At 69.7% G+C, this 16750-nt stretch carries 12 protein-coding genes and 3 pseudogenes; 11 read left to right on the forward strand and 4 right to left on the reverse strand.

The window, feature by feature from the left end; all coding sequences use genetic code 11:
- Positions 1-94: 94 nt before the first annotated feature.
- Positions 95-626: pseudogene (locus ACSBPG_RS11255) on the reverse strand (IS701 family transposase); the annotation flags it as partial.
- A 296-nt stretch (positions 627-922) separates the two neighbouring features.
- Between ACSBPG_RS11255 and ACSBPG_RS11260 the strand changes: the two are divergent.
- Complete coding sequence (locus tag ACSBPG_RS11260; RefSeq protein ID WP_435537256.1) at positions 923-4258, forward strand: SwmB domain-containing protein; 3336 nt, start codon at positions 923-925, stop codon at positions 4256-4258.
- Positions 4259-4704: 446 nt separating this feature from the next.
- Here the strand turns inward: ACSBPG_RS11260 and ACSBPG_RS11265 are convergent.
- The 3 genes and pseudogenes from ACSBPG_RS11265 to ACSBPG_RS11275 form a co-directional block, all read right to left on the reverse strand.
- Positions 4705-4956: pseudogene (locus ACSBPG_RS11265) on the reverse strand (transposase); the annotation flags it as partial.
- Positions 4957-5039: 83 nt separating this feature from the next.
- Positions 5040-5275: pseudogene (locus ACSBPG_RS11270) on the reverse strand (IS110 family transposase); the annotation flags it as partial.
- 21 nt (positions 5276-5296) lie between these two features.
- Positions 5297-6169, reverse strand: coding sequence for an FCD domain-containing protein (locus ACSBPG_RS11275; RefSeq protein WP_435537257.1), 873 nt, complete (start codon positions 6167-6169; stop codon positions 5297-5299).
- A 241-nt stretch (positions 6170-6410) separates the two neighbouring features.
- On the opposite strand from ACSBPG_RS11275, the gene ACSBPG_RS11280 reads away from it, so the two are divergent.
- The 10 genes from ACSBPG_RS11280 to ACSBPG_RS11325 all read left to right on the forward strand — a co-directional run bounded on the left by ACSBPG_RS11280 (position 6411) and on the right by ACSBPG_RS11325 (position 16710).
- Positions 6411-7232, forward strand: a complete 822-nt coding sequence (locus ACSBPG_RS11280) for an ABC transporter substrate-binding protein (protein WP_435537258.1) — start codon at positions 6411-6413, stop codon at positions 7230-7232.
- A gap of 127 nt (positions 7233-7359) precedes the next feature.
- A complete protein-coding gene (locus ACSBPG_RS11285) occupies positions 7360-8094 on the forward strand; it encodes an amino acid ABC transporter permease (RefSeq protein WP_435537259.1) in 735 nt (244 codons plus the stop codon).
- A gap of 36 nt (positions 8095-8130) precedes the next feature.
- A complete protein-coding gene (locus ACSBPG_RS11290; protein ID WP_435537260.1) occupies positions 8131-8895 on the forward strand; it encodes an amino acid ABC transporter ATP-binding protein in 765 nt (254 codons plus the stop codon).
- Positions 8896-8936: 41 nt separating this feature from the next.
- Positions 8937-10103: a M20 family metallopeptidase gene (locus tag ACSBPG_RS11295; RefSeq protein ID WP_435537261.1), complete on the forward strand. Its 1167-nt coding sequence runs from the start codon at positions 8937-8939 to the stop codon at positions 10101-10103.
- The gene (locus ACSBPG_RS11300) at positions 10100-11197 is read left to right on the forward strand and encodes a mandelate racemase/muconate lactonizing enzyme family protein (protein ID WP_435537262.1); all 1098 of its coding nucleotides are present in this window, start codon (positions 10100-10102) and stop codon (positions 11195-11197) included. Before ACSBPG_RS11295 ends, ACSBPG_RS11300 begins: the two co-directional genes overlap by 4 nt.
- Positions 11194-12366, forward strand: coding sequence for a M24 family metallopeptidase (locus ACSBPG_RS11305; protein ID WP_435537263.1), 1173 nt, complete (start codon positions 11194-11196; stop codon positions 12364-12366). The genes ACSBPG_RS11300 and ACSBPG_RS11305 overlap by 4 nt, the downstream gene beginning before the upstream one ends.
- The gene (locus ACSBPG_RS11310) at positions 12366-13595 is read left to right on the forward strand and encodes a glutamine amidotransferase-related protein (RefSeq protein ID WP_435537264.1); all 1230 of its coding nucleotides are present in this window, start codon (positions 12366-12368) and stop codon (positions 13593-13595) included. The genes ACSBPG_RS11305 and ACSBPG_RS11310 overlap by 1 nt, the downstream gene beginning before the upstream one ends.
- 42 nt (positions 13596-13637) lie before the next feature.
- Entirely contained in the window at positions 13638-14579 is a 942-nt protein-coding gene (locus tag ACSBPG_RS11315; RefSeq protein WP_435537265.1) for a dihydrodipicolinate synthase family protein, read from the forward strand.
- A gap of 127 nt (positions 14580-14706) precedes the next feature.
- Entirely contained in the window at positions 14707-15906 is a 1200-nt protein-coding gene (locus ACSBPG_RS11320; protein ID WP_435537445.1) for a pyridoxal phosphate-dependent aminotransferase, read from the forward strand.
- Between the two features lie 18 nt (positions 15907-15924).
- Complete coding sequence (locus ACSBPG_RS11325; protein ID WP_435537266.1) at positions 15925-16710, forward strand: SDR family oxidoreductase; 786 nt, start codon at positions 15925-15927, stop codon at positions 16708-16710.
- Positions 16711-16750 lie beyond the last annotated feature (40 nt).

The raw sequence follows: 16750 nt of genomic DNA on the forward strand, positions 1-16750 counted from the left end.
TTCGCCGCCTTCCACCATCTCGCCGCCGCCCTCATCACCGTCCGCTTCGTCGAGCGATGGTTCTGTTAGGCGCTCTTGGTACTGCAGCCGGTCCTTATCGGATTGGGTTCGGCGTTTCCAATGGGAGCGCCTTACGCGCTGCCGGTGGCGTCGTCGCCAGTGGGACCACGTGATAACGGCGTCGGTTGTGGGTGGCGGCAGGCCGACGAGGCGGGCGAGGAAGTGGCGGATTTCCGGGACGGTGAGGGGCAGGAGGTCGGCTTTCGCGCCGGTGGTCGGCTCTCCCCCCGACAGCCGTCGCGCGGACGACGGAGAGAAAGGCCAAGGAGAGCATGGCCAGGGTGATGTGGCGATGCCACGCCGTCCAGGCGCGGACCTCGCAGCGGTCGAGCCCAACCTCGCCTTTGGCCGCCGCGAAGCAGGACTCGATGGTCCAGCGCGTGCCGGCAATGTGCACCAGGGCGGGTACGGACGTCCCCTCCGGGGCGAAGGTCAGGCAATAGGTCCAGCTTGTCCGGCTCGCGGATCGACCGTCGCAGCAGCAGGCCCCGGCACCATCCGTCGCGCATCGACGGATAGGCCTTATGGGCCCCGTCGTTCGACGTCGACGGCTGGGGGCCGCGGCCGCGGTGACCATCGCGACCCTCACCCTCCGCGCGCTGTCGGCATCCGACATTTTTGTGCTGACCGGCTGAACGGAGGCCTGACGCGCTTCGCCCGGCCGCATCATGCGGCCGGGCGAAGCGCGACGGCTCCCAACGGCGGCGCGGCAATTTGTTACAAATGGTTGCACATCTGCTTGAGACCGTCATGTTACGATCTCGCTTGCGACGTGACGTTGTTGGGCATGGATAGAAAAGTATAAAGTGGGATTGATGCACAACCCGAAACGTATGATGCGCGCTCAACAGGAGAAATAAATATGGCTCGGTACATCAAGTATTACACGAATTCATCTGACCCGGCGAGCGCTGTCGACGTTTTCAACGGTTCTCATGGCACTCTGACAGATATCAGCTCATTCATTCCGACTGGCGCATTCGTTTATTTGAATTCCGCTGGATCAATCTACAACATCAGCATCAACGTTACCGACGATTCCTGGAACTTGCTCTCGACGTCGGGCGGCACGCCGCTCAGCCCCTCCACCGCCGGCTTGCTCATCGACTTTTCCGGTCAAACGGAAGTCATGCAACTCGATGGTGGTTCGCTGGGTGACTGGTTCATTGGCGGCTCGTCGCAAGACACGATGAACGGTGGCGGAGGTGCGGATACCCTGTCCGGCGGTTCGCAGAACGACTCCCTCATGGGGGGAGACGGAAACGATGACGTCGATGGGAACGACGGCAACGATACGGCCAATGGGGGTAACGGCAACGACACGCTCAAAGGTGGTGCCGGCAACGACACGGTCATCGGCGGCTCCGGAACCGATTTGATCGAGGCCGGTGACGGCAACGACGTCATCTACATCGAATCAAGCTCCGACCACGACGTCGACGAAACCATCAACGGCGGCGACGGCAGCGATTTCATCCGCTTCAAGGGCGCCGCGGACGGCGATACGCTGGTCCTGAACGCCAACCTCACCGATCCCCAGAATACCATTTCGATCGGCATCGCCGGCAACGCGGGTGGTTCCAGCAGTTCGGCGCAGGTGAACGTCGACGCCTCAGCGATCACCCTATCCGTAGGCGCCCAGATCAACGGCTCCAATGGAGACAATCAGCTGACCGGGTCTAACTTCGCTGACACGCTCAATGGCGGGAACGGCACCGACACGCTGATCGGCGGGGCAGGCAATGACATTTTTACTGGGGACGCAGCGCAGCTCGACAGCGACGTGATCAGCGACTTTGCGGCCGGCGACAGCATCGTCGTTACAAGCCTGGACCTCTCCAGCCTGAACAACCAAGCCGCCAGCGGCACGATCGACCTCGGCAGCAGTCAGACGCTGACCCTCACCGGGGTCACCGCCGCGAGCGGCACTTGGTCGGCCGTCTACAGCGGCGGCAGCACCACCTTGACCTTTGCCGAGACGATCCCTCCTGTGTTTCAGAGCGCGTCGGTCACCGGGACCAAGCTGGTGCTGACCTACGACGAGGCTCTGGACGGCAGTTCCACCCCCGATGCCTCGCACTTCCAGGTTAGCGCCGACGGCACCTCGATCGGCGTGAGCAGCTCGGCGGTGGATGGCCCCAACAAAACTGTCACCCTGACCCTTGACACCGCCGTCGCGGTCGGGCAAGCCGTCACCGTCGCTTACACCGATGCGACCGGTGATCAGACCTCCGGCGTGATCCAGGACAGCGTCGGCAACGATGCGGCTTCGCTCACCGCCACCACGGTGACCAACAACACCCCGACCATCGACATTCTGTCGAATTCCACCAACGTGCCTCTGCCGTTCATCGGGTATGTCGGGCAAACCTTCACTGCGACGGGAACCAAGCTGGAGAGCGCTGCGTTCGAAATCCAGCTTCCTCTCTTGCCTGTTGTCTCCAGTTATCGGCTCCTGCTCACGGAAATCAGCAACGCTGGCGGCGAGATCAACCCGACCACGGTGCTGTTCGAGAGCGGCACGCTCGCGCCCGACCTGACCGTTCTTGGGCCGCAGCGCTTCGACGTGTCCATCAACTACGACGGCCTGACCGTTGGATCCGAGTATGCGATCATCCTCGACGGCGTCGTCGAAACCACGCCGCTGGGACTTATATATTTCGACACACCGGACGTTTACAGCGGCGGCATACAGATCAACGGCGCTCACACGAACGGCAACACGCGGACTCAGGACTTCGCGGCCAACTGGACTGAGAACGCCGGCAGCGATCTCGCGGTCCAGATCACGATGTCCGGAGTCCCGCCCGTTCCGCAGCCTCCCGCGCCGTCGTCACCCGACGTGTCGTCGCCTGCGACGCCCACGCCGGAGATAGTGGACGGCGTGCCGGTGCAGACCAGCACTACCACCAACGGCGACGGTACGACCACGCAGACCGTCACCATCCCGGTCGTCACCACCGCGCGCCCCGAACAGGTCGGCAACAACACGGTGGCAGACATTCCGCTGGTCACCAGCGGTGGCACCAACCTGCTGACCGCCCAGGTGCCGACCGGCTACGGCATGACGGCGAGTGGCTCCGCCGCGCCGAAGGCGGCAGGCAACTCGCTTGCCGACCTGATCCGCGAGATCGAGGCCCACACCGAGGCTGGCTCGGAAGACCAAACGGCGCTGACCGGTGGTGGCGCCGGCTTTCTCAGCGCCATCCCGGCCGACACGCCGCTGCTTGTGCAGACGATCGTGCCGACGGCCGCGTCCGGTTCCACCGTTTCGCCGGAGTCACTTGTCATCACCGGCTCGCCGACGGCAGCCGGCAACCCCTACACGGCGCTGGTCATTGATACGCGCAGCCTGCCCTCGGGCACGGTAATTCAGTTGCAGGACGTGGAATTCGCGGCTGTGATCGGCGCGGTGCGGGTGACCGGCGGTGCCGGGTCTCAGACTGTCTGGGGCGACAGTGCGGCCCAGTACATGGTCCTGGGTGCCGAGGACGACACGCTTCGTGGTGGGGCGGGCAACGACTTCGTCGGCTCGGCCGCGGGCAACGACGTGCTGTTCGGCGACGAGGGCGACGACACGGTCACCGGCGGGCTGGAGAACGACGCGCTCTACGGCAACAAGCAGAACGACCTGCTCTACGGCAACTTCGGCAACGACACCCTGTTCGGTGGTCAGGACAGCGACACCGCGATGGGCGGGATGGACGCCGACTTGGCCTACGGGCAGCTGGGATCGGACGTGCTGTACGGCAATCGGGGGGCGGACACGCTGTTCGGTGGGCAGGAGAGCGATACGCTCTTCGGCGGGCAGGACGGCGACCTGCTCCACGGCAATCTCGGCGACGATTGGCTCGACGGCAACCTGGGTGCCGATACGCTGTTCGGCGGCCAGGGGGCGGACCTGTTCGTCTTCCGCAACCCGGAGGACGGAGGCGACGTGATCGCCGACTTCGAGGCGGGGGTGGACCGGATCGCAGTGTACAGCCCGAACTTCGGCGATCTCGCCACGGGCACGCTGTCGGCGGCGAATTTCGCACTCGACAACCCGACGACGACGAACGCCGGGTTCGTCTTCAACACCCGCACCGGCGCGCTGTCGTTCGATGCGGACGGTTCGGGCGCCGGGGCGGCGGTAACCGTCGCCACCCTCGACGTTCGTACACTGTCGGCATCGGACATCACCGTGCTGGCCAGCTGACCGCGGGCCCAGTGCACTCCGCCCGGCCCTTCGTCTCGGCTCCGCAGGGTGGGTATCCAATGACCATGGATGCGCCCCGAACTCGGAGGCTCTGCCGCTGTGGGGGTGGTAACGATTGTTACCGCTTTCAGAAACTCCTGACTCGCGGGGTGTCGAAGTGTATTGAGGCGTTGGCTGTGGTGTGATTCGCTGGCCTTGCCATTGAGGGAGGGAGCGGCGATGCCAGCGATAGCGATCCGGCAGCGAGGTGATGCGGTGGACGGCCCTTTCACCAAATGCCGGTGAAACAGCGTTGACCGTCGAAGAAACCATGTGTGGACGGCCCTCTCGGCGCAAGAGGAGAATTCGGTTGACGGTTGGTCGGGTGCATCCATGTGTCCGGCCTATCGCCTCTGGCCGCTGGCCTTGATGACGTCCGCGGATCGACGCCCAGCATCGGGCCGCGTGTCCTGGCGCGCCAACCGCATGACTGCCGTGGCGCCAACGGCCAGCAGGCGGCGGAGGTAGCCGTCGCCCTGCTTGCTGATGCCGACCTGGCGATCCTTGCCGCCGCTGCTGTGCGCCTTCGGCGTCAGGCCGAGCCATGCGGCGAACTGCCGGCCGGACCGGAACAGGGAGCCGTCCGGCACCGCCGCGGCGATCGCGCTGGCGGTGATCGGCCCAATGCCGGGTATCGTCGCCAAACGGCGGCTGACGTCGCTGGCGCGATGCCACTCCAGAATACGCGCCTCCAGCCGGTCGATTTCCTCGCCGGGCAGGCGGAGCTGATCGACGAGGCCGTGCAGCGCCCGTCGCGCCAGGTCCGGCAGACGATCCTGCGCCTCCGTGCAGAGCGTCGATGGCGGCCTTCGTCCCGCTTGGTCCTTTGGCCGCGATGATGCCGACTTCGGCGAGGTGAGCGCGCAAGGCGTTGATCAGCATCGTCCGCTGCCGGACCAAGAGGCCCCGCGTCTTGTGGAGCATCAAGGCGGCCTGCTGATCGATGGTCTTGACCGCCACGAAGCGCATCGTCGGCCGGGGGCGCCGCCCCACACAGCCCTATGTGGCGCGGCTGCGCGACTGCACCATGGCGGTGGCGGCGGCGCGCTGGAGATGGTCGCGCAGCGTTCCGGCGGCTGCGGCACGGTCGCCGCGCTCCAGCGCCTCTATGACGGCGAGGTGTTCGCCGCACCACTCACGGACGCGGGCACTGTTGGCATAGCCCTGGTATTCGAACAGCCGGCGCAGCTTGTTCTGCTGCTGCACCACCTGCAGGAAAAAGGGATTTCCCGACGCCTCGGCCATCGTCTCGTGGAACTGCGAGTCGAGCATGAAGAGGCTCCGCCCCGGGACCGGCGCGGCTTGGGTCTGCTCAATAATCAGGCTGTGCCGGTCCCTCAGGTGTCGCAGCACGCCGCGGTCCACGCGGAAGCTGTCCAGCAGCAGGCCGGCCGGCTCGAGTGTGATGCGCAGATCGTAGCTCGCGCGCAGCGATGATTCCGATTCCAGGCTGGGCAGGAACAGCCAATTCTGCCCCTTGCGGGTGATCAACCCCTCCTCGGCCAAGCGGTTCAACACCGGCCGCAGGGAGCCGCGGCCGATCCCATACCGCTTGGTGAGCATGACCTGGTTGACGGTCGGCGGAAGGCTTCCCGACAGCCGGTCACCCAGGATGTCGAGATAAAGCTTCTCGTCGATCAGCGGCGGCACATCCAGGGTCGTTCCCAGCAGTTCGCGCCCGTCCTTCTGCAGACGGAACCCGCGGTTGGGAATCGCCGCGACGATCTTGCGGTCCGCCAGAAGACGCAGCGCCGCGCGCACCGGCGTGCGGGAAACGCCCAGAATTTCGGCAAGATGCTGCTCTTTTAGGTGATGCCCGACGCCGAAACGCTCGTCGACCACAACCGAAAGTATTTTGTTCGCCAGCGCCATCTGCACCGACCGGGCCGCCGCCTTGCGGTCCCGGGGAGGACTTGCCGCGGTTTTGGCGCTGGAATGCGGATCGCCCTGGTCGATTGAATTCGGTGGCGTCACGGTTTCGGCCCGGAATTTGCTTTAGCCTCACCTTACCCATCGCACGCATCCCCGATCGTGTCCAGGCTTGACACCCGCGGATGTGTGCCCTGAAATGTACAAGTTGCGTCCATCTGAACAAACTAGGAGCGCACCGCCCATGCACCACCTGCTCTCTGCCACCGCCGCCCTGCTGCTTGGCGGTCTCGTCGGCACCTCCGCCCAGGCTCAGACCGCGACGCCGAAGCCCGATCTCGTGCAGTCGGGGACCCTGACCTACGGCGTGGCGGCGACCTTCGCGCCCTTCGAGTTCCAGAGCACGGACGGCACGCTGAAGGGCTTCGACATCGAGCTGGGCGACGCGCTGGCGTCGAAGATGGGTCTCTCCGTGGCGCCGCTGAACATGGAGTTCAAGGGGCTGATCCCGGCGCTCCAGGGTGGCCGCATCGACATCATCAACTCGGCCATGTACATGAACGAGGATCGCGCCAAGCAGGTCGACTTCGTGCCCTACCTGCGGGTCGGCAACGAGGTGGTGGTGCGCAAGGGCAATCCCGCCGGCATCACCGGACGCGACAACAGCCTGTGCGGCAAGAAGGTCTCCGTCACCCTCGGCGGCATCCAGGAGACCTACGCGCGCGAGGACAACAAGCGCTGCACCGACGCCGGCTTGCCGGCGGTGGAGATCCTCACCTTCCCGACGGCGCAGGACTCCGCCCTGTCGCTGCGCCAGGGCCGTTCGGACGTCCATCTCGACAGCACGCCGGGGGCCGTGATGATGATGCAGAAGGTGCCGGACACCTACGAGATCGCCGGCGAGTCCTTCAACACCAACACGAAGATCGGCATCGCCGTGCGCAAGGGTGACGCCGCCATGAAGGCGGCCATCGAGGCGGCGCTCCTGGAGGTGGTGAAGGACGGCACCTACGCCGCCCTGATCACGAAGTACGCGCTGCCGCAGACCGTGGCGCTGCTGAAGTGACCCCTTCCTTTCGGGTCCGGGAGGCGGGCGCCCCGGCGCCCGTGTTCCGGAGCCGCTTTCGCGGACGTCCGAACCGTGGGCCGGCGCCGTGTCCGGCACGGCCCCAGTCCGACGGAGAGAATCCCCGATGACGATATCCCTGTCCCTCATCCTCGACTACCTCGTCTCGCCCGTGTTCTTCAACGGGGCGGTGACGACGCTGCTGATCACGGTCTCGTCCATCCTGTCGGGAGTCGTTATCGGCCTTCTGCTGGCCCTGCTGCAGGAATCGCGGTTTGCCGTCGTCCGCGGCGGGACCACTCTCTACCTCTGGCTGTTCCGCGGAACGCCGGTGCTGTTCCAGATCATCTTCGTGTTCAACGTGCTGCCGTCCTTCGGCATCATTCTCTCCGGCTTCGTCAGCGGCGTGCTGGCCCTGTCGCTGAACGAGGGCGCCTACATGGCCGAGATCATGCGCTCGGGCCTGCAGGCGGTGAAGCGCGGCCAGAAGGTGGCCGGCCGTGCGCTCGGCATGACCGAGTGGCAGGTCATGCGCTTCGTGGTGCTGCCCCAGGCCCTGCGGGTGATCCTGCCGCCCATCGGCAACCAGCTCATCGGCATGATGAAGTTGAGCGCGCTGGTCTCCGCCATCGCCGTGCAGGACCTGCTGCTGGCGGCGAACCAGACGGCCAGCGCCGATTTCCGCTATTTCGAGGCGCTGACCGCCGCCGGCATCTACTACCTGGCGATGACCACGGTCTTCATGGTGCTGCAGTCCGCCCTGGAACGCCGCCTCGCCGCCCGCCGCCGCCCCGGGGGCCAGAAGCTGTCCCTGACGCGCCGCCTGATCGGCGCCACCGGCGCCCAATCGGCCTTGCGCTGAGCGCCCGCACCGGCGATCGCGCACAAGGAGATCCCCATGACCGTATCCCCCCGCCACGCCGCCACCGACAGGCCGCTGCTCAGCCTGCAGGCGGTCGACAAATCCTACGGCTCGGTGCCCACCCTCAAACGCTGCTCGCTGGACGTGCGGCGTGGCGAGACGGTGGTGCTGATCGGCCCGTCGGGCTCGGGCAAGTCGACGCTGCTGCGCTGCGTGAACCTGCTGGAGAGCATCAACGGCGGCTGCATCCTGTTCAACGGCGCCGAGATCACCCAGTCCCGGACCGACGCGCCGAAGCTGCGCCAGCGCATCGGCATGGTGTTCCAGAACTTCGAGCTGTTCGGCCACCTCTCGGCCATCGAGAACATCATGCTGGCGCTGGTGCGCGTCCAGGGCATGTCGCGCGCCGACGCCCATGACATCGCCCTCTCGCTCCTGAAGAAGGTGCACATCCCCGACCGCGCCGACCACTACCCGGACGAGCTGTCCGGCGGCCAGCAGCAGCGTGTCGCCATCGCCCGGGCGCTGGCCATGAAGCCGGAGCTGATGCTGTTCGACGAGCCGACCTCGGCGCTCGACCCGGAGATGATCCGCGAGGTGCTCGACGTCATGGTGGAACTGAGCCAGGAGGGCATGACCAGCCTGGTGGTGACCCACGAGATGGGTTTTGCCCGCCGCGCCGCCGACCACGTCGTCTTCATGGAGGGGGGCGAGATCGTCGAGAACGCTCCGGTCGACACCTTCTTCTCCGGGGCGGGCAACCCGCGCACCCAGAAGTTCCTCAGCCAGATCCTGCACTGACGCCCAGCGGGCGCCGCCCTTTCCCCCACCGGACCGACACCATGCTGACCCATCCCGACCGTGCCCGCATGACGGGCGACCTGGAACGCCTCGTGGCCTTCAACACGGAGAACCCGCCGGGCCACGAAGTCGAGGCCGCGCGGTTCCTCGCCAGCCGCCTCCAGGAGGCCGGCTTCGACGTCTCCCTCAGCGAGTTCATGCCCGGCCGGGCCAACGTGGTGGCCCGGCTGGACAACGGGCCCGGCCCGGTCTTCGCCTTCAACTCCCACATCGACACGGTGCCCGCCGGCGGCGGCTGGACCAGCGACCCGTTCCGCCTGGTCGAGCGCGACGGCCGGCTGGTCGGCCGCGGCTCGTGCGACGCCAAGGGGCCGATCGCCGCCATGGTGGAGGCGCTGCGCCAGATGGCGGCGGCCCGCGCCGCGTGGTCGGGCACGCTGCTGGGCGTCTTCGTCGCCGACGAGGAGACGGAAAGCCGCGGCGCCAAGAGCTACGCCGCCGGCCGACCGCGCGTCGACCAGGTGGTGATCGGCGAGCCCACCTCCAACACCACCTTCACCGCCCACAAGGGCAGCCTGCGCCCGGTGGTCCGCGTGCGCGGCGTGATGGCCCATTCCGGCACGCCGCACCTCGGCGAGAACGCCATCTACAAGGCCGGCAAGCTGCTCGGCCTGATCGAGGAGCACCACGCGACCTGCGTGTGCAAGCGCTGCCACCCGCTGGTCGGCAGCGCCAGCCTGACGGTCACCCGGATCACCGCCGGCATCGCCGACAACGTGGTGCCCGACGCCTGCGACCTGCTGCTCGACCGCCGCATGGTGCCCGGCGAGGACGAGGAGGCGGTGAAGCGCGAGCTTTACGCGCTTCTGGACACGGCGCAGCGGGCCTTCGGCGTGCGGGCGGAGATCGTCGCCTTCCAGCCGACCACCGGCGGCCCGACCGAGACGGCGACGGGCGAGCCCATCGTCGCCGCCTGCATGGACGCCGCCGGTATGCACGGCTATCCCCACGACGCCCCGCAGGGCTTCCAGGGCGGCTGCGACCTCGTCCATTTCCGCTCCGTCGGCGCGGTCGGCACGGTTCTCGGCCCGGGGTCCCTGGCGGTGGCCCACAAGCCGGACGAGTTCGTACCCGTCGACGAGTTCGTCGGCGCCGCCCGAATCTACGGCGACGTCGCCCTGCGCATGCTGCGGAGCGCGGCGGCATGAAGGCCGTCCTGTCGACGGCCGTCCTGACCTACGGACCGGAGGTCGCGCTGCACACCGCCTCGTCGGGGGCGATCGGCCACCTCTCGGCCCTCCACCTGCGCCTGACGGCGGCGGACGGCGTCACCGGCCTCGGCGAGGTGCGAACCAACATCGCCTACCTCAACGGCCATCCGGAGGCGGCCGTGTTGGCTGCCGCCCGGGCGGCCGTCGCCGGCACCGACTGGAGCCGTCCGGCCGAGGCGCTGCTCGACGAGGTGCCCCACAGCGGCTGGATCGCCCCGGTGCGCGCCCTGGTCGACTGTGCGCTGCACGACCTGCTGGCGCGCCGCGCCGGGGTGACGGTGGCGCGCTGGCTGGGAGCCGACGGCGCCGGCGCGGCGGCGTGGCCCACCAACCAGACCCTGTTCTGGTCGGGGCACGAGGCGCTGCTGGCCAACGCCGATCGCTACGTCGCCCGTGGCTTCACCGACCTCAAGCTGCGGGTCGGCGTGGCCGATTTCGACGAGGACCTGCGCCGCCTGGCGGCCCTGCGCGGCCGGTTCGGCGACCGCGTCAAGCTGGCGGTGGACGCCAACGGTGCCTGGAGCGTCGCCGACGCGCCGGAACGGCTGACGGCGCTGGCCCGCCACGGCGTGGCCTACGCCGAGCAGCCGATTCCCGCCGGCGACTGGGACGCCATCGCCCGTCTGGGCGAGGCGGGCGCCGTGCCGGTGATGCTCGACGAGAGCGTCGCCGGCGAGGACGACGTGGCCCGGGTCGCCGCCCTGGGCGGGAGGGTCTGGGCCCACCTGAAGCTGGTCAAGTTGGGTGGCATCGGCCCGACGGTCGCCGCCGCCCGCCGGCTGTCGGCGGCCGGCGTCCCCCTGATGATCGGGCAGATGAACGAAGGGGCGGGCGCCACCGCGGCCGCCCTCCAGGTCGCCATCGCGACCCGCCCGCGCTTCGCCGAGCTCTACGGCGCCGACGGGCTGACCGACGACCCGGTCGCCGGCCTGCGCTACGCCGACGGCGCCGTCGCCCACGCCGGCGGAGCCGGGCTCGGCGTCACCTTCACCGCGTCCACCACCCACCCTCTTCTGGAGATCGCAGCATGAGCGCCCCTGGTTCTGTCCGGCAGGGACAGGAATCGGCCTTCCCGCGCGGCGAGTACGACGCGCGCCAGCATGCCGTCCGCGCCGAGCTGGCCCGTCGCGGCATCGACGTGATGATCGTCACCGGGCCGGAGAACATCTTCTACCTCACCGGCCAGCAGACCCCCGGCTACTACACCTTCCAGGCCCTGCTGCTGCCGGTGGAGGGCGACGCGGCCTTCATCGTGCGCCGGCTGGAATACTTCAACTTCATCGCCAACACCTACATCTCCGACGCGGTGATCTACGACGACGGCACCGATCCGGTGTCGCTGCTGGTGGACGTGGTCGGCCAGCGCGGCTGGGGGGCCAAGCGGGTCGCCATCGACAAGCGCGGCTGGTTCCTGCCCATCGCCGTCTACGAGGCGCTGGCGGCCCGGCTGGGCACCGTGCTCGACGCTGCCGGGGTGGTGGAGACCTTCCGCGCGGTGAAGTCGCCGCTGGAGATCGAGAAGCTGGCGACCGCCGCCACCTACGTCGACGCCGGCCTGCGCGCCGGCCTGGCGGCCGTCAAGGCCGGGGCGACGGAGAACGACCTGGTCGCCGCCATGATGGGCGCGTCCATCGCCGCAGGGTCGGAGTACGTGGGCATGGAGCCGCTGGTCTCCAGCGGCCCGCGCGCCGGCGTTCCCCACGGCACCTGGCGTCGCCGGCGCATCGAGCCGGGCGACCCCGCCTTCCTGGAGATGGCGGCCTGCCACGACCGCTACCACGCCGCGCTGATGCGCAGCGCCTGGGTCGGCGCCGTGCCGAAGGCGGCGGAGGACATGATGGCGGTGTGCCAGGACGCGCTGGCCGCCGCGATCGACGCCATCCGTCCCGGCGAGACCTGCGAGAGCGTGCACGCCGCCTGCCAGGCGGTGATCGACCGCGCCGGCTACACCGACGCCTTCAAGAAGCGCACGGGCTACTCGGTCGGCATCTCCTTCGCGCCGGACTGGGGCGAGGGCGGCATCCTCAGCCTCTACACCGGGGTGACCACCGAGCTGGTGCCCGGCATGGCCTTCCACATCCCGCCGGCCCTGCGCGTCTACGGCGCCTTCACCGTCGGCGTCAGCGAGACGGTGGTGGTGACCGAGAGCGGCTGCCGCGTGCTGGGCAGCGTCGACCGGGCCCTGCTGCGGGTGGCGTGATGCCGCGCCTGCAGCTCGTCGTCCACGACACCGGCGAGCCGGCGCTGGACGGCGCCGTGGCCGGCCTGCTGGCGGCGCGGTCCGGCGCCCGCCTGCGGCGCCTGCGTGGCGACCGCGACCTCGCCGGCCCCGACGTCCGCCAGCATGTGCTGGCGGGCGGCCGGCTGGCGCCCAACGGCCTGCTGTGGGCCGAACGGGCGTCCGGTGTCGCCGTCGACACCGCGGTGGAGATCGCCGGTGCCCGGGAACTGACCGTGGCCGACGCACCGGCGGACCGCCCGCTGGTCGTCGCCGTGAACCCGCGCGTCGCCGGTGCCGCGGCGGCGGCGACCTTTGCCCGCGATGCCGAAGGGCGGGGGTGGCCGGTGGACGTCCTCCGGGTCGCGCCGGACGGCGCGGCGCTGGTGGCCCGCAGCCGGAAGGGCGACGTCGGACGCTGGCGGCGCGATGGCTTCGGCCGCGTGGTGCCCGACGGTACGCCGGCGACCGGGCCGGCCGGGCCGCCGCTGCGCATCGTCATCCTCGGCACCGAGACCTATCACCGCCACCAGTACCCGGCGGTGCTGGCCGCGCTCGGCGACGCGGCGGACGCGCTCGGCCGTGCCCTGGTCATCCGGTTCCGGGCGCCCGACGATGGCGCGGCGATCCGCGCCATGGCGGTGGAGGACGCGGACGGGCTGGTGCTGCCGGGCGGCTCGGACATGGGGCAGGTGGCGGGGCAGATCGCCGCGGCCCGCCTCGCCCTGACCAGCGGACTGCCGACGGTCGGTCTCTGCCTGGGCATGCAGAGCATGGCGACCGCTGCGGTGCGGGAGCGGCTGGGGCTGGAGGCCGCCACCCTGGCCGAGGCCGACCCCGCGGCGCCGATCCACAGCGTCGTGCTCCGGCCGGCCGGTCCCGGCGGCGGGCACCGGCTGGGCGACGACGCCAGCGAGCTGCGGCCCGGCAGCCATCTCGCCCGGCTCTACGGCCGCACCCGCACCGTGGAGCGCTACAACCACCGCTACGTGCTCGACCCGGCCCTGGTTCCCGACCTGGAACGGGTGGGCGTGCGCGTGCCGGCCCGCTCGGTCACCCACGGCACCGCCGACGCCGTGGAGGCCGCCGATCACCCCTTCTTCATCGGCATGCAGGGCCATCCGGAGCTGAACAGCGCGCCCGGCCGGCCCCATCCCCTGCTGCACGGCTTCCTCGAGGCGGCGGCCGGACGCAGCCGTGCCGCGGCCTGAGCCCGCGGACGTTCCGAGAGCATCGAAAGGAAACACTTCGTCATGACGACCCTGTCCAACTCCGCCGTGCTCGACATGAAGGCGCGTCTGGGTGGCTTCTTCAACATCACCGTCACCCCGTTCACCGCCGCCGGCGACCTCGACACCGGCGCGCTGGCCGCCAACATCGAGCGGGTGCTGGAGATCGGCGCCGACGGCCTGCTGATCGGCGGCACCTACGGCGAGTTCCCGACCATGACGGTGGAGGAGCGCGCCGACCTGTTCCGCCGGGTCATGGACCAGGTGGGCGCCCGCGTCCCGGTGATGCTGTGCAGCGCCGGCTCGGACGTCCGCGTGGTGCGCGACCTGACGGTGCTGGCCGGCGAGTTGGGCGGCGTTCCCATGATCACGCCGCCCTACGTGTCGGAGATCACCGACGAGCAGATCGTCGCCTTCTTCCGCGAAATGGCCCCGCTGTCGCGCACCGGGGCGCTGATCTACAACGCCCCCGGCATCGGCATCACGCTTTCGGCCAAGCTGATCGAGCAGCTCGCCGCCATCCCGGAGATCGTCGCCATCAAGCAGGGCGACCTGACCCCCACGGTCATCGACCAGCTCGTCGGCGCGCTGCATGGCCGCATCCGCCTGTTCTGCGCTTCCGACCTCGCCTTCCTCGGGCCGGTGGCGGCCGGCTTCGACGGCATCAGCTCGACCAACAGCTGTGCCTTCCCGGAGCTGATCCTCGACAGCTACCGCGCCATGCAGCGCGGCGACGCCATCACCGCCGGGGCGCTGCACCGGCTCTGGTTCCCCTACCGCCAGCTCGCCCGCCGCTTCGGCCAGCCGCAGACGGTGAAGGCCGCCATGGCGGCGCGTGGCTGGACCGGCGGCTCGGTCCGGCGGCCGCTGCGCGATCTGCCCGCGGCGGAGGTCGCGACGGTGCGCGCGGCGGTCGCCGCCATGGCCGCCGACCCGCGCGCCCGGATCGGCGCGCTGGCCGCGTAACCGACGCCTCCGGGAACGCCGTGGCGGGCCCGGAAGTGTACGACTTGGCAACACTGATACAGGCCGGGCCGCAGCGGCGGGCCGGCCAGCGAGGCGCTTTTCCATGGACACCGCCATGCCCCTTCCGCTGTCCCGCCTGTCGCCGCGCGTCGCGGCGCTGCGGCCGTCGCCGACCGCGGCGATCTCCGACAAGGTGCGCCGCCTGGCCGCCGAGGGGCGGTCGATCATCAACCTCGGCGAAGGCGAGCTGGATTTCGACACGCCGGAGCACGTCAAGGAGGCGGCCATTGCCGCCATCCGCGCCGGCGACACCAAATACACCGCGGTGAGCGGCACGCCGGACCTGAAGGCGGCGATCATCGACAAGTTCGAGCGCGAGAACGGGCTGACCTACGGGATGGACGAGGTGATCGCCGGGGTCGGTGCCAAGCCGCTGATCCTCAACGCCCTGCTGGCGACCCTGGCGCCGGGGGACGAGGTGGTGCTGCCGGCCCCCTACTGGGTCTCCTACCCCGACATGATCGCGCTCGCCGACGGCACCGCCCGCGTGGTGCCGTGCCGGGAGGAGGACGGCTTCCGGCTGCGCCCGGAGGACCTCGAGGCGGCGATCACCCCGCGCACCCGCTGGGTCATCCTGAACTCGCCCGGCAACCCGTCCGGCGCCGTGCTGTCGCCCGCCGAGATGAAGGCGCTGACCGACGTGCTGATGCGCCATCCCCACGTTCTGGTGATGGCCGACGACATCTACGAGCACATCGTCCTCGACGGCGCTTTCGCCACGCCGGCCGCCGTGGAACCGGCCCTGGCCAGCCGCACCCTGACCATCAACGGGGTGTCCAAGGCCTATTCCATGACGGGCTGGCGCCTCGGCTTCGCCGGCGGGCCGGCTTGGCTGGTCCGCGCTCTGCAGACCCTGCAATCGCAAAGCACCACCAACCCCACCTCCATCAGCCAGGCAGCCGCCGTCGCCGCCCTGCGCGGCGGCACCGGCTTCCTGCGCGACCGCCTGGCGGTGCTGCGGCAGCGGCGTGACCTGGTGCTCGACGCCGTCGCGGCGGCGCCGGGGCTGTCCTGCGCCGTGCCGGCCGGCGCCTTCTACGTCTACGCCAACTGCGCGGGGCTGATCGGCCGGCGGAGGCCCGACGGACCGGCCATCGCCAGCGACCTGGACGTCGCCGACTACCTGCTGTCCCAGGCCGGCGTCGGGCTCGTGCACGGCGCGGCCTTCGGCCTCTCGCCCTACATCCGCATCGCCTACGCCGTCGACACCGGCGTTCTGCGCGACGCCTGCGAGCGCATCCGGGCGGCCTGCGCGGCGCTGCACTGACCACGAGGAGGACCCGATATGGATTTGGGACTGACGGCCAAGACGGCGCTGGTGCTCGGCTCCTCGCGCGGGCTTGGTCTGGGCGTTGCCCGTGCCCTGGCGGCGGAAGGTGCGCGGGTCGTGCTGTGCGGCCGCAATGCGGAGCGCACCCGCGCGGCGGCGGAGGCGATCGTTGCCGGCGGCGGCAGCGCCGCCACGATCACGGTCGACCTGGCCGACGCCGGGGCGGCCGCGACCCTGCACGACGCGGTGCATCGGCTCGGCCTGGCGATCGACGTGCTGGTGCTCAATTCGGGAGGGCCGCCTCCCGGCGCGGTGCTGGGGGTCGACGGCGCCGTCTGGGCGGCGCAGTTCGGCCAGATGGTGCAGCGGCTGATCGAGATCGCCGGACGCTTCGTGCCCGACATGCGGGCCCGGGGGTGGGGCCGTGTGCTGACCATCGCCTCGTCGGGCGTCGTGCAGCCGATCCCCAACCTCGGCATCTCCAACACCCTGCGCGCTGCCTTGGTCGGCTGGGCCAAGACCCTGGCGGCGGAGGTGGCGGCCGACGGGGTGACGGTCAACACCATCGTGCCCGGCCGCATCCACACCGAGCGGGTGGACGAGCTGGATGCGGCGGCGGCGGCGCGGACGGGAAAGACCGCCGCGGAGGTCGCCGCCCAGTCGCGGGCGACCATCCCCATCGGCCGCTACGGCAAGGTGGAGGAGCTGGCGGCGGTGGCGGCCTTCCTGGCCGGCGAGCCCGCCGGCTATGTGACGGGCAGCGTCGTGCGGGTGGACGGCGGCCTCATCCGTTCGATCTGAGGGCACGCTGGCGGGGGTGCTGGTGCCTGCTCCGGCACCC

It is taken from the genome of Azospirillum sp. ST 5-10 (assembly GCF_051225715.1).
Taxonomy (GTDB): domain Bacteria; phylum Pseudomonadota; class Alphaproteobacteria; order Azospirillales; family Azospirillaceae; genus Azospirillum.